Origin of the sequence: Micromonospora sp. NPDC049903 (assembly GCF_044460945.1) — a bacterium.
GTDB lineage: Bacteria > Actinomycetota > Actinomycetes > Mycobacteriales > Micromonosporaceae > Micromonospora.
Window position 1 is genome coordinate 161,212 of record NZ_JBITKL010000004.1, and the last position, 13,524, is coordinate 174,735.

General features: G+C 70.0%; 10 protein-coding genes. 7 read left to right on the plus strand and 3 right to left on the minus strand.

Translation table 11 applies throughout. The features are described 5' to 3' along the window. Window positions 1–55: 55 nt before the first annotated feature. Complete coding sequence (locus tag ACIBO1_RS10405; RefSeq protein WP_396744173.1) at window positions 56–694, plus strand: PadR family transcriptional regulator; 639 nt, start codon at window positions 56–58, stop codon at window positions 692–694. A gap of 23 nt (window positions 695–717) precedes the next feature. Continuing rightward, the gene (locus ACIBO1_RS10410; RefSeq protein WP_350698100.1) at window positions 718–1,797 is read left to right on the plus strand and encodes an inositol-3-phosphate synthase; all 1,080 of its coding nucleotides are present in this window, start codon (window positions 718–720) and stop codon (window positions 1,795–1,797) included. A 162-nt stretch (window positions 1,798–1,959) separates the two neighbouring features. On the opposite strand, the gene ACIBO1_RS10415 is transcribed toward ACIBO1_RS10410, so the two are convergent. The 3 genes from ACIBO1_RS10415 to ACIBO1_RS10425 form a co-directional block, all read right to left on the minus strand. Further along, window positions 1,960–2,439, minus strand: coding sequence for a methylated-DNA--[protein]-cysteine S-methyltransferase (locus ACIBO1_RS10415; RefSeq protein ID WP_396743703.1), 480 nt, complete (start codon window positions 2,437–2,439; stop codon window positions 1,960–1,962). A 356-nt stretch (window positions 2,440–2,795) separates the two neighbouring features. Next, on the minus strand, window positions 2,796–4,892 hold the full coding sequence (locus ACIBO1_RS10420) for a S8 family serine peptidase (protein WP_396743706.1): 2,097 nt from the start codon (window positions 4,890–4,892) through the stop codon (window positions 2,796–2,798). Window positions 4,893–5,148: 256 nt separating this feature from the next. Continuing rightward, a complete protein-coding gene (locus ACIBO1_RS10425) occupies window positions 5,149–6,609 on the minus strand; it encodes a CCA tRNA nucleotidyltransferase (protein WP_396743709.1) in 1,461 nt (486 codons plus the stop codon). 125 nt (window positions 6,610–6,734) lie between these two features. Here ACIBO1_RS10425 and murJ point away from each other — a divergent pair, with 125 nt between their 5' ends. The 5 genes from murJ to trxB all read left to right on the plus strand — a co-directional run bounded on the left by murJ (window position 6,735) and on the right by trxB (window position 13,497). Continuing rightward, window positions 6,735–8,486, plus strand: a complete 1,752-nt coding sequence (gene murJ / locus ACIBO1_RS10430; RefSeq protein WP_396743712.1) for a murein biosynthesis integral membrane protein MurJ — start codon at window positions 6,735–6,737, stop codon at window positions 8,484–8,486. Between the two features lie 444 nt (window positions 8,487–8,930). After that, the gene (locus tag ACIBO1_RS10435; protein WP_396743715.1) at window positions 8,931–10,535 is read left to right on the plus strand and encodes a protein kinase family protein; all 1,605 of its coding nucleotides are present in this window, start codon (window positions 8,931–8,933) and stop codon (window positions 10,533–10,535) included. A 40-nt stretch (window positions 10,536–10,575) separates the two neighbouring features. After that, window positions 10,576–11,304, plus strand: a complete 729-nt coding sequence (sigM, locus tag ACIBO1_RS10440; RefSeq protein ID WP_396743718.1) for an RNA polymerase sigma factor SigM — start codon at window positions 10,576–10,578, stop codon at window positions 11,302–11,304. Continuing rightward, window positions 11,301–12,371, plus strand: a complete 1,071-nt coding sequence (locus tag ACIBO1_RS10445) for a hypothetical protein (protein WP_396743721.1) — start codon at window positions 11,301–11,303, stop codon at window positions 12,369–12,371. Before sigM ends, ACIBO1_RS10445 begins: the two co-directional genes overlap by 4 nt. Window positions 12,372–12,546: 175 nt before the next feature. Next, window positions 12,547–13,497, plus strand: a complete 951-nt coding sequence (trxB, locus tag ACIBO1_RS10450; RefSeq protein ID WP_396744176.1) for a thioredoxin-disulfide reductase — start codon at window positions 12,547–12,549, stop codon at window positions 13,495–13,497. Window positions 13,498–13,524 lie beyond the last annotated feature (27 nt).

Genomic DNA, 13,524 nt, shown 5'->3' on the forward strand with positions numbered 1-13,524 from the left:
GCCCGATACATCGCGGCGGTTAGCGCTCCACGCACAGGGTAAGGGAAGGGTGGCTGTGCTCGAACTCGCCATCCTCGGCCTGTTGCAGGAGGCCCCGATGCACGGCTACGAGCTCCGTAAGGAGCTCACCGCCAAGCTCGGGGCGATCCGAGCTGCGATCAGCTACGGCTCGCTCTACCCGACCCTGCGCCGGTTGCAGGCGGCGGGATGGATCGCCGAGGCCGCCGAGACACCCGCCACCGCCGAGGAGGTTCCCGCGCTGACCAGCCGACGAGGTCGGGTGGTCTACACCATCACCGCGGAAGGAAAAGAACGCTTCGCTCAGCTCATCGCACAAACCGGGCCGGAGACCTACGGCGACACCGGTTTCGGTGTGCACTTCGCGTTCTTCTCCCGAACCGACCGAGCGACCCGACTCCGAATCCTGGAAGGTCGGCGCCGCACGATCGAGGAACGTCGCGAGGGCCTTCGCGACATGCTGGGCCGGGCGGCCGAGCGCCTCGATGCGTACACCCTGGAACTACAACGCCACGGCCTGGATGCCTGTGAGCGTGAGGTCCGGTGGCTGGAGGAGCTCATCGCCAACGAGCGCTCCGGCCGTGCCCCGACGGTCCCGCACGACGGGACGGCCGGCGGCCGACGAGATGACAACAGCCCGCCTCCGCCTGGAGAGACCAGGACAGAGCGGCCGTGACCAAGAAGAAGGAGGCACACGCGATGGGCTCCGTCCGCGTCGCCATCGTCGGTGTGGGTAACTGCGCCTCGTCCCTGGTACAGGGCGTCGAGTACTACCGGAACGCCGACCCGAACGACCGCGTCCCGGGTCTCATGCACGTCACCTTCGGCGACTACCACGTCTCTGACGTGCAGTTCGTCGCGGCGTTCGATGTCGACGCCAAGAAGGTGGGCATGGACCTCGCGGAGGCGATCGTCGCCAGCGAGAACAACACCATCAAGCTCTGCGACGTGCCGCCGACCGGCGTCACCGTGCAGCGCGGCCCGACCTTCGACGGCCTCGGGCAGTACTACCGCGAGATCATCAAGGAGTCGGACGTCGAGCCGGTCGACGTGGCCAAGGCGCTGCGCGACGCGCAGGTCGACGTGGTCGTCTCCTACCTGCCGGTGGGCTCGGAGCAGGCCGACAAGTTCTACGCACAGGCCGCCATCGACGCGGGCTGCGGGTTCGTCAACGCCCTGCCGGTCTTCATCGCCTCGGACCCGGAGTGGGCGCAGAAGTTCACCGACGCCGGTCTGCCGATCGTCGGTGACGACATCAAGAGCCAGGTCGGCGCCACCATCGTGCACCGGGCCCTCGCGAAGCTCTTCGAGGACCGGGGCGTCGAGCTGCTGCGCACGTACCAGCTCAACTTCGGCGGCAACATGGACTTCATGAACATGCTGGAGCGCAACCGCCTGGTCTCGAAGAAGATCTCGAAGACCCAGTCGGTGACCTCCCAGGTGCCGCACGAGATGGCCAAGAGCGACGTGCACATCGGCCCGTCGGACCACGTGCCGTGGCTCGACGACCGCAAGTGGGCGTACATCCGCCTGGAGGGTCGCTCGTTCGGCGACACCCCGCTCAACGCGGAGCTCAAGCTCGAGGTGTGGGACTCGCCGAACTCGGCCGGCGTCATCATCGACGCCGTCCGGGCCGCGAAGATCGCCCTGGACCGCAAGATCGGTGGCCCGATCCTGTCGGCCTCGTCGTACTTCATGAAGTCCCCGCCGGTGCAGTACGCCGACCACGAGGCGCACGCCGCCGTCGAGGGGTTCATCACCGGTGAGGTCGAGCGCTGACGCGCTGACCACCAGCAGCACCATGAAGGGCCGGGTCCATGAGGACCCGGCCCTTCATGTCGTCCGTCGTCCAAGGCGACACTCGGATCGTGGCACTGTGGCTGCTCTCGGCCCGGCGTGTCGACTTCCCACAGTGCCACGATCGAGGCGGGTACAGGACGCTCAGGACCAGGCGCGTTGCAGGGCGACCCGGGCCTCCAACTCCAGCAGCTTGATCTTGCGATCCAGACCGCCGCCGAAGCCGACCAGTTTGCCGCCGGCCCCGATGATCCGGTGACACGGCACGATGACCGGGATCGGGTTGCGGTTGCACGCCACCCCGACCGCGCGGGCGGCACCGGGATCCCCCAGCCGCCGGGCCACCTCGCCGTAGGTCAGCGTCTCGCCGTACGGGATGAGGGTCATCTCCCGCCACACCGCCCGTTCGAACTCAGACCCCCTCGGCGCCCGCACCGGCACACCGAACTCGGTCGACTCGCCGGCGAAGTATGCGCGCAGCTCCGCCACCGCCCGCCGGGACACCTCGTCGACCGGTTCCCTCGGCGCGCCCGCCGCCGCCGCGAACTGCGTCCCGCACACGCTGTCGCCCTCGATACCCACGGAGAAGTCCCCGATCGGCGAGTCCAGCACGGTCCAACGCATCCCGCCATTGTCCCCCACCCCCGACAAGCAGACGCCCACCGCCCCGAGCAGTGCCACACCCTCACCCAACCAGCGCCACGCCCCCGGCCGGTCACCCGAGCCGAGCCTGCACCCACCCGGGCGCACGACACCCACCACGCACCGCCCCCACAACCCGTGCGACGCACCCCGACCTCCGCAATCGCACCCATGATCGCGCTCGATCCAGGATCGAGTGGTGCCCCACGACGTCCGATGCCCCCTCGATCCCGGATCGAGGGGGCATCGGACGGTCCTGTGCACAGCGCAACGGCCGGCGCCCGCCGGAGCGTCCCCGTTCGGGGTGCTCCGGCGGGCGCCGGGGGTGGTACGAGAGGTCAGGCGATGGCGAAGAAGAACTTCTCGCCGTTGCCGAGACCCAGGTCTTCCCTGTTCCAGTTGATGTTCTTGCTCGAGATCAACTGCTTGTTGCCGGCCTTACCGGCGGTGACCGCCTGGCCGTCCCGGGCACCGAGATAGACCGTGCCGTCCGCGTTGTAGTCCAGGAAGTCGAACGTCTGGTAAGTGCCGGTCGACTTGCTGTTGGCGATCAGCGGCTTGGTGCCCTTGCTCGCCGCGATCACGTACCGGTTGTTGGCCAGGGCCTTCAGGTAGAAGAAGCCGTTGCCCCGGTTGACCATCTGGAACTTGGTCGACTTGGTGACCGACTTGCTGGTGGCGATCAGCGGCTTGCTGCCCGCGACCACGTACCTGTTGCTCGCCTTGGCCTTGATGGTGACCACCGGTGCCGGCGCGTCGAAGGTGAACTTCTCCGAGGAGCCGACGCTGGTCTTGCTCGCCTTCAGCGACGACTTGCCGGACTTCGCCGCGGTGACGAACTTGCCGTTCGCCTTGGCCTTGAGGCTGACCGTGCCGTCGGTGTGGTGCACGATCGTGAACTTGCCCGCGTTGACGATCGTCTTGTGGCTGGCGATCAGCGGCTTGGTGCCCTTGCTCGGCGCGACCACGTACCGGCCGGTGTTCTTGGAGCGCAGCGCGACCAGCCCGCTGCCGGCGTTGACGACGTCGTACCGCTGCGCGGTGCCCAGGCTCGAACCGTTGTTGACCAGCGCCTTCTTGGTGCTGGCCGCAGTGACGAACTTGCCGTTGGAGCTGGCCTTCAGGCCGTACCCGTTGCGGGCCTGGGTGACCGAGCCGACGGTGAGCAGCCGGTCCATCGAACCCTTCGGGTCGTACACCGCACCGGCGAGGCCGGTGGTGACGATCCGGTCGCGGACCTGCTTCGGCTTCCACGTCGGGTTGCTGTGCAGCAGCAGGGCAGCCGCGCCGGCCACGTGCGGAGCGGCCATCGAGGTGCCGCTCATCCCGACGGTACCGGTGTTGTTGTCGTGCCGGGCCGAGACGATGCTGACGCCGGGGGCGAACACGTCGAGGCACTTGCCGTAGTTCGAGAACCACGCGCGCATGTCGATCCGGTCGGTGGCACCCACCGTGATGGCGTCCGGCACCCGAGCCGGGGAGACGTTGCAGGCGTTCTGCGACTCGTTACCGGCCGCGATCGCGAAGGTGACGCCCGAGTCGATGGACTTCCGCACGGCTGCGTCGATCGCCGACGACACGCCGCCACCGAGGCTCACGTTGGCCACGGCACGCCTCGGCGCGTTCTTCTTCGCATCCTCGGTGACGAAGTTGATGCCGGCGATGACGCTGTCGGTGGTGCCCCAGCCGTCGCAGTCCAGCACCCGTACGCCGACGAGCTTGACCTGCTTCGCCACGCCGTACTTGGCGCCGCCGACGGTGCCGGCCACGTGCGTGCCGTGACCGTCGCAGTCCTCCTCCGACGCCGGCACTGGCGTGGTCGGGTCCGGGGTGGTGGGTTCCGGCTCCGGGTCGACGGGCGGCTCGGCAAAGTAGTCGAAACCGATGCTGGCCCGACCGCCGAAGTCCTGGTGCTTGGTGTTGATGCCGGTGTCCACGATGTACGCGGTGACGTTGCTGCCCGTGTTCGGGTACTTGAAGCTCTTGTTCAGCTTCGCGGACGCCTGGTCGAGCCGGTCGAGACCCCAGGACGGCGGGTTGCTCTGAGTGCCGCTGGCCGACACCCGACGGACCTGCTCCACGTAGGCGACGGCCGGATTCGCCGCCACCTTCTCGGCCTGCTGGGTGCTCATCGAGGCCGAGAAACCGCTCAGCGCCGTACCGAACACCTGCCGGACGTTGCCGCCGTTGGCTCGCGTGAGCGTGGCGGCGAGGGCCCGGACCGAGGTGTAGGTGGCCCGCTGGTCCTTCAGCACGACGATGTAGCGACCCGGTACGACGTCGGCGCGCTCGGTGCCGCGCACCGCGGCCCGCGCGGGCTCTTCAGGGGTGGTCGCCGACGCGGCTTGGCCGGTGGCGACGGTGATGATGGAGGAGGCGGTCGCGAGGGCGAGCCCGGCCGCCGCCGAGCGGCGCAGTACGCCACGGCGTTTCACTAAATGATCTCCCCGTTGTGTCGACCGTGCCGGTGGGCAGGTCGGACGGACAGTGGATCGTCTCGCTTCGGCAGTGAATCTGCGAGCTGAAGAGACGTGCCAACATCATGTACGACCGACGCAACGACCCGTCTCAACCTTTCGGTCGAAACGTCGGCGTTTCGTCGTAGCGTCCGTCCCGACGGGACGAGCCACGATGGACGTCGGGACAGCGCGGTGTCCAGATTCCGCGACGACTGCGGTCAGCGGTCGGCGATCAGCCGACGACGCCCTCCTCGCGCGCCCAGCGCAGCAGCTCGGCCTCGGCGGTGTCGCGGTCCAGCGGTCCGTGTTCCAGGCGCAGGTCCTTGAGGTGCTTCCAGGCGCGGCCCACGATCGGCCCCGGCGGGACGCCGAGCAGCTCCATGATCGCGTTGCCGTCCAGATCGGGCCGCACCCGGGCCAGGTCCTCGTCGGCCGCGATCCGGGCGATCCGCTCCTCCAGCGCGTCGTAGTCGGCGGCGAGCTGGGCGGCCTTTCGTCGGTTGCGGGTGGTGCAGTCGGACCGGGTCAGCTTGTGCAGGCGGGACAGCAGGTCACCGGCGTCTGTCACATAACGCCGTACCGCCGAGTCGGTCCACTCGCCCCGGCCGTAGCCGTAGAACCGCAGGTGCAACGCGACCAGCGCGGTGACCTTGGCGGTGACGTCCTTCGGGTAGCGCAGCGCCTTCATCCGCGCCTTGGTCAGCCGGGCGCCGACCACCTCGTGGTGGTGGAAGCTGACCCGCCCGTCCGTACCGACCGACTTGGTGGCCGGCTTGCCGACGTCGTGCATCAACGCGGCCATCCGCAGGACGAAGTCCGGTCCGTCCTGCTCGTACGAGATGGCGTTGCGGACCACCGTGAGGGTGTGCTCGTAGACGTCCTTGTGCTGGGCGTGCTCGTCGATCTCCAGCTTGAGGCCGGTCAACTCCGGCAGGAAGCGCTCGGCCAGCCCGGTGTCCACCAGCAGCCGCAGCCCGGTGATCGGGTCGGCCCCGGTGAGCAGCTTGGTGAACTCGTCCCGGATCCGCTCGGCGGTGATCCGGTCCAGGTCGGCCGCCATCCGGCTCATCGCCGCGTGCACGTCCGGGTGTACCGCGAAGCGGAGCTGGGCGGCGAACCGGGCGGCCCGCAGCATCCGCAGCGGGTCGTCACCGAACGACTCGGCGGGCGTGCCCGGGGTACGCACCACCTTCGCGGCCAGATCGGCCAGTCCGCCGTACGGGTCGGTGAACCGGTGCTCGGGCAGGCTCACCGCCATCGCGTTGACGGTGAAGTCCCGCCGCCGCAGGTCCTCGCTCAGGCTGCTGCCGTACTGGACCACCGGGTTCCGGGTGACCTGGTCGTAGGACTCGGCACGGAAGGTGGTGATCTCCAGCCGCAGGCCGTCGCGCTGACAGCCGATGGTGCCGAACTCCCGGCCGGTCTCCCAGATCGCCTCGGCCCAGCCGCGCACGACGGCGAGTGTCTGGTCCGGGTGGGCGTCGGTGCAGAAGTCGAGGTCCTCACCGAGTCGGCCGAGCAGGGCGTCGCGGACCGAACCGCCCACGAGGTGCAGTTCGTGGCCGGCAGCGGCGAACCGGCGACCCAACTCGTCGGCGACCGGCGAGACCCGGAGGAGTTCGGCGACGGCGTTGCGCTGCGCGGCGGTGAGTTCGCGGCGGTCGGTGGTGTGGGATGCGGCGGCTTCGGACATCGGACCAGCAGCCTATCGGTCCAGATCGGCATCTCATCCGCCGGGCGCGGGTAACGGGCCGGGGTTGACTAAGGTCTGTGGCGTGTGGGCCGGTACGGCTCCGGCGTACCCCTGGGAGGCACAGCATGAGCGGCGGGCTCTACCGCAGCGCGAACGCCGCACAGGGCGGCGCGCCCGGCGGCCGGCCGGACGACGGTGCCACGTTCATCTCCGCCGACCCACTGAACCAGCCGGCCGTCGAGTCGGTCGCGCCACCTCAAGAGCAGGTCGCCGAGGCCAGCGCCGCGACCAACAGCGCGGTCATGGCGATCGGCAGCCTGGTCAGCCGAGGTACGGGCTTCCTGCGCAACCTGGTGATCGGCGCGGCGCTGGGCGGGGCGTTGGTGGGCGACGCCTACACCACCGCGCAGATCCTGCCGGGAATGGTCTACGAGTTCCTGCTCGGCGGCATCCTGACCAGCGTGCTGATCCCGGTGTTGGTACGCCGACGCAAGGCGGACAGCGACGGCGGCCAGGCGTACACCCAGCGGCTGTTGACCCTGGCGCTGCTGGCCCTCGGTGCTGCCGCCCTGCTCGCGGTCGCCCTCGCCGTACCGCTGACCTGGCTCTACGGTGCCAGCGAGTCCGCAGACGGCTACTCCGATCTGGTCACCATGCTGGCCCGGCTCATGTTGCCGATGATCTTCTTCTCCGGCCTGAGCGCACTGATCAGTGCCGTGCTCAACACCCGGGGCCACTTCGCCGCACCGATGTGGGCGCCGATCCTCAACAACCTGGTGGTCATCGGCACCGCCGGCCTCTACATCGGGATCTTCGGTGCCGAGATCGTCGGGCCGGACGACATGACCACCGGGCGGGTCCTGCTGATCGGTGGCGGCACACTGCTCGGCGTCGCCGTCCAGGTCGCCGGCCTGATGCCGGCGCTGCGCAAGGTCGGCTTCACGTGGAAGCTGCGGTTCGACTTCCGCAAGCTCGGGCTGGCCGAGCTGGGCCGACTCGGCGCATGGATGATCTGCTACGTCGCGGTCAGCCAGATCGGCCTGATCGTGCTGTTCAACCTGTTGAACCGCGCCGGCAAGGAGAACTCCGCCGGTCCGCTGATCTACAACAACGTGTTCCTGCTGTTGATGACCGCGCACGGCATCATCGCCGTATCGATCATCACGGCGTTGATGCCCCGGATGAGCGCCGCCGCAGCCGACGGCCGGTACGCCGACCTCGCCGCAGACCTGTCCCGGGGCACTCGTACCGTCTCGGCGGTGCTCGCGCCGATCGCGGTCTGCTACGCCGTGCTCGCCACCCCGATCGCGTTCACGCTGTTCCGCTGGGGTGCCTTCGACCAGAACAACGCCAGCGCGACGTCCCTGGTGCTGCTCGCCGCCGCACTGGCCCTGGTGCCGTTCGCGATCAGCCAGCTCTTCACCTTCGCCTTCTACGCGCTGCCGGACACGCGTACCCCGGCCCTGATCAACATTCCGGTGGTGGCGCTGCGGATCGGCGTGCAGATCGCACTGTTCCTGGCCTTCTCGGCGAGCTTCGCGGGGGCCGGAATGATGATCGGCAACACGGTCTCGTACCTGGCCGCCGCCATCATCTCCGCCTGGCTGCTGCGGCCCCGGGTGGGCCGGATCGGACTGGGCGCGATCCTGCGGACCCTCGGCCGGGTGGCGCTCGCCGCGATGGGGGCCGCAGTGGCCGGCGCGCTGGTGGTCGCTCTGCTGCCCGGGGACGACACGCCGACCCGGCTGGAGGCGATCGTGCAGCTCGTGGTGGGTGGCGCGGTGATCGGCGGTACCTACCTCGGGCTGGCCATGGTCCTACGGATCTCCGAGATCACCGAGGTGATCGGGATGGTCCGCAGCCGTCTCGGGCGCTGATCGCCCGATGCCGGACACCGGTGCACTGAGCGTGACCGGGGATCACCAGCCTGGGGATGCGCCTGTGGATAACTCCGCGAGTCGCCGCTCAACTGCCGGATCGGCCTGTGGATAACCAACCGGAAGGCCGAGTGTGGTCAGCCGTTCGACGGGAACCCGCTGACGTCGTACTCGCCGTCGCTTTCGGTACCGCCCCTGCGGCAGCCGATTGTGGACGACCTCTAGATTGGTAACTACATGTACCGGCAACGTGGCTGACATCGGTCGCAACGGGACGAGTACGCCTGACTGCGAACTCCCCGGCCGGCGACGGCGGGAAGATGACATGTCGGGGAGCGGGCCAACCCAGGTAAGGTCGCTCTCGACGGGTACGGCAGGAACGGCGCGCGTCACATCGCGGGACCGGTCCGTCCGGTGCCACACGAATGCGGAGCGGGAAGTCAGATGCCCAGCAGCGCGGGTCCATCGATCGACACGATCACCGAGGGAGGACGGGTGACCCAGGTCGGCGAGGGTCAGGACGCGGACGAGACCACTCCGCCGGTCATGACCTTCGGTGCTCCCGCAGTCGGTGAGATCCTCGCCGAGCGGTACGAACTGGTCGAGCACATCAACAACGACAGTGCGGGCCGACTGGTCTGGCGCGGCGTCGACGTCGTGCTCCGCCGACCCGTCGCGGTCGTGATGCGCTACCCGGGTGGTGACTCCGCCACCGAGATGCTCCAGGCCGCGGTCGCCGCGAGCCGGGTCATCCACCCCAACCTGACCGGTGTCTACGACGCCATCGACGAGGCCGATCGGGCCTACGTCGTACGCGAGTGGGTCGACGGGCGCTCCCTGCGGGAACTGGTCGCGGACGGGCCGCTGGACGGAGCCCGGGCCACCGCCGTCGGCAGCGCCGTCGCCAGCGCGCTGGCCGCCGTGCACGCCACCGGCATGGTGCACGGCAACGTGCACCCCGGCACGGTGATGATCAGCGACGACGGCCGCGTGGTGCTGGCCGACGCGCGGACCGACGGTGACGACAGCCAGGAGAGCGACGTCCGGGCGGTCGGCGGTGTCCTCTACTACGCGCTGACCGGCTACTGGCCGCACACCGAGGCACCGCTGCGGGGCGCCACCGCCGGGCACGGTCGGGCGGCCATCCCCGACGCGGTACGCGACGCCAACGGCGTGGTGGCGGCTCCCCGTCAGGTCCGGGCCGGAGTGCCGGCCTACCTCGACGACCTCACCACGGACCTGCTCGACGGCGGGATCGCCCCGCCCTCGTCGGACGTGCTCGCCGCCGAACTGGCCCGACTCGACGTACCCGCCGACGACGACTACCTCGACAACAGCGGTCCGCTGCGCTTCGCCGCCGAGCCCGGTGACGAGCCCTCGCCGCTGGCTGCCGCAGGCGGCCGGAAGGTGGCCCTGGGCATCGCCGGTGTGCTGGTGGTGGCCCTGGTCGGCCTGCTCGTCGGGATCAGCGCCCTCGGTGGCGACGACGACAGCCCGCAGACCGACCCGGTCGCCGCGCCCACGTCCAGCGCCCCGGTGAGCGAGGAGCCGCCGCCGCCGGCCGCCGTACGGGACCTCCAGATCAGTGCCGCCCGCATCATCGACCCGGACAGCAACGATCGCAGCGAGGTCCGCGACGCCGAGAAGGTCTTCGACGGCAACCGGGACGAGGGTTGGTCCACGGAGACCTACAACCGGAGCAACTTCGGCAACCTCAAGGAAGGCATGGGGGTCTGGGTCGACCTCGGCACCGAGCGGACGGTCAAGTCGGTGCAGGTCCACCTCTCCAGCACCGGGGCCTCCGCGTCACTGCTCACCGGCACCGTCGACGCCCCCTCGACCAGCGCCGGTGACCGCCAGGTCGTGGACGCGTTCAAGAACAGCGTCATCGGGCAGCCCTTCGAGGAGCACGACGGCACCACGATGACCTTCAACGGCTTCGACGCCGACCAGAAGTACCGCTACCTCATGTTCTGGATCACCGAGTTGCCGTCGAACAACGGTGGCTTCAAGCTCGGCGTCCAGGAGATCACGGTCCAGGGGTCATGATCTGGTCGCCACCGGAGCGGCACACCCAGCGGACCCGGTGATGGAGGTACGCGGCCGGGACGCTGCCGGCGTACCGCCGGACGGGGTGGTCAGCGACATCGACCTGCTCCGCGCGCACGCCGACGGTGACCGGGACGCGTTCGCCACGCTGTTCCTGCGGCACCGGGACCGGCTCTGGGCGGTCGCCCTGCGTACCCTCGGCGACCGCGAGGAGGCCGCGGACGCGCTCCAGGACGCGATGCTGTCGGCTCACCGTGCCGCCGCGCGGTTCCGCGGCGACGCCGCCGTCACCACCTGGTTGCACCGGATCGTGGTGAACGCCTGCCTCGACCGCATCCGCCGTCGGCAGGCCCATCCCACGGTGCCGTTGCCCGACGGTACGCACGACTCTGAGGCCGGGGGCGGCACCGGTGGCACCGAGCCGACCGCGCCGGTACGCGACCACGACACCGCGATGGTGGTCCGGGAGGCGCTGGCCACCCTGCCGACCGAGCAGCGGGCCGCCCTGGTCCTGGTGGACGTGCAGGGCTATCCGGTCGCCGAGGTCGCGCGGATCCTCGGTGTCGCCGAGGGCACCGTGAAGAGTCGGTGTGCCCGAGGTCGCGCCCGGTTGGCACTTCTGCTCGGGCACCTGCGTACCGGCAGCGAACCAGCCCCCGCCGGTGCCGCTGAGGTGCCGCGGGTCACCCGGGGGAACCCCGGAGCCCCGCACGGCGTCCGATCGAGGTCGGGAAGCCATCGCCCGGATGCCAACCAGGAGGATTCGTGAGTACCGGGGAGTTCAGCGGGGTCGACCTCGACCTGCTCGCCGATTACCTCGGCGGCGCGCTGGACGGCACCCCGCAGCAGGCCGAGGTCGCCCGCCTCGTGGATCAGGACCCGGACTGGGCGCGGGCACATGCCCGACTCGCGCCGGCGGTGGACGAGGTCCGGGACGAGTTGGTCGACTGGGGCGCGCCACCGGTCGAGATGCCGCCTGCGGTCAGCGATCGGATCCTCGCCGCGCTGCGCGACGCCGATCTCCCGACGGCCGTGCCCTCGGTCGGCGCACCCGAGGAGGACGTCGACACCGACGACGTGACGACCACGAATGCCGACGACCACGCTTCGACGAAGCCCTCGCCGGTGCCGGCCCAGCCGCTCGGCGGTACCCGACGGCCCGGCGGCAGCCCACGCCCGGGCCAGGAGCGCGGTACCCCGAGCCACCCGGGTCGGCGTCGGCGCCGCTGGGCCCGCCTGGCCGGACCCGTCGCGCTGGCCGCCGCGGCGGTAGTCGGTCTCGGTGCCCTGCAACTGTCCCGTCCCCAACAGGGAGGTGACTCGACTGCCGGCACGGCCCTGAGCGATCGGGGCACCAGCCCGGTCATGCCGCACGCCTACCCGGAGGGATCCGCCGAGCAGGCACCGCAGGCGGCCTCGCCGGACCGTGCCGCCGCCTCGGCCCCCACCCCGTTCCGGATCGCCAGTCCGCCGCTGCGCACCGGGTCCGACTACACGCCGGAGAGCCTCACCGGGCCGACGGTGATGAACGCCCCCGGGAGCGGCGCGGAGCCCACGGACAGCACCGAGAGCGACAACCGGCCCGCCGTGCCCGGCGAACTCAGCCGGCTCGGCGACCAGGCGGCGTTGAGCGCCTGCCTGGCCGAGATCGGTGTCGAGCACGGCGATCAGCCGCTGGTCTTCGACGTCGTCGACTACGCCCGCTTCGGCGGGCTCCCGGCTCTGGTGGTGCGCTTCACCGACGGCTCCGGCGAACAGTGGGCCTGGGTCAGCGGGCCCGAGTGCGGAATCCCCCGATCCGGCTCGGACACCCGCTATCGGTCGCGGGTAGGGTGAATCGCGGCCACCGCACGTTTGGCCGACCAAGTGACGTGACCCACCGGATGACCGGCTCGGGAATCTCCGCTTCGTACGATGACGTTCTGCAGGTCAGAATGCCGCCGCGTCGGCACTCGGTTCGGCATCGGCGGATGACGCCGGTGGCGACGCTCAACACGATTGGGAGATGGCAGTGGACGAGGTCCGCAACCTGATCATCATCGGCTCCGGGCCGGCGGGTTACACCGCAGCGGTCTACGCGGCGCGGGCGAACCTCAAGCCGCTGGTCATCGAGGGCGTACAGTCCGGTGGCGCGTTGATGACCACCACCGAGGTGGAGAACTTCCCCGGCTTCGCGGACGGCATCCTCGGTCCCGAGCTGATGGACAACATGCGCAAGCAGGCCGAGCGGTTCGGTGCCGAGTTCCTGACCGACGACGTCACCCGGGTCGAGCTGGCCGACACCGGCCACCCGGGCGCGGTGAGCACCGTCTGGGTCGGTGAGAGCGCCTACCGCGCCTCGGCCGTCATCCTCGCCACCGGTTCCGCCTGGCGGCCGCTCGGCGTACCGGGTGAGCAGGAGTACCTGGGCCACGGCGTCTCGTCCTGCGCCACCTGTGACGGCTTCTTCTTCCGCAACCAGCACATCGTGGTGGTCGGCGGTGGCGACTCCGCGATGGAGGAGGCCAGCTTCCTGACCCGCTTCGCCGAGTCGGTGACCATCATCCACCGCCGCGACTCGTTCCGGGCCAGCAAGATCATGGCGGAGCGTGCGCTGGGCAACGACAAGATCAAGGTCGAGTGGAACACCGTGGTCGAGGAGGTCCTCGGCGCGGACGGCAAGGTCACCGGAGTGCGGGTACGCAACGTGCACACCGGCGAGGCCAAGGTTCTCGACGTCACCGGCGTGTTCGTGGCGATCGGGCACGACCCGCGCAGCGAGCTGTTCCGGGGCCAGGTGGAGATGGACGACGAGGGCTACGTCAAGGTCCAGGCCCCCAGCACCCGGACCAGCATCCCGGGCGTCTTCGCCGCCGGTGACCTGGTCGACCACACGTACCGGCAGGCCATCACCGCAGCCGGCACCGGCTGCGCCGCCGCACTCGACGCGGAACGTTTCATCGCCACGCTGCCCAAGGGCTGAACGAGACACATCCCGGAGGAGGGGTCA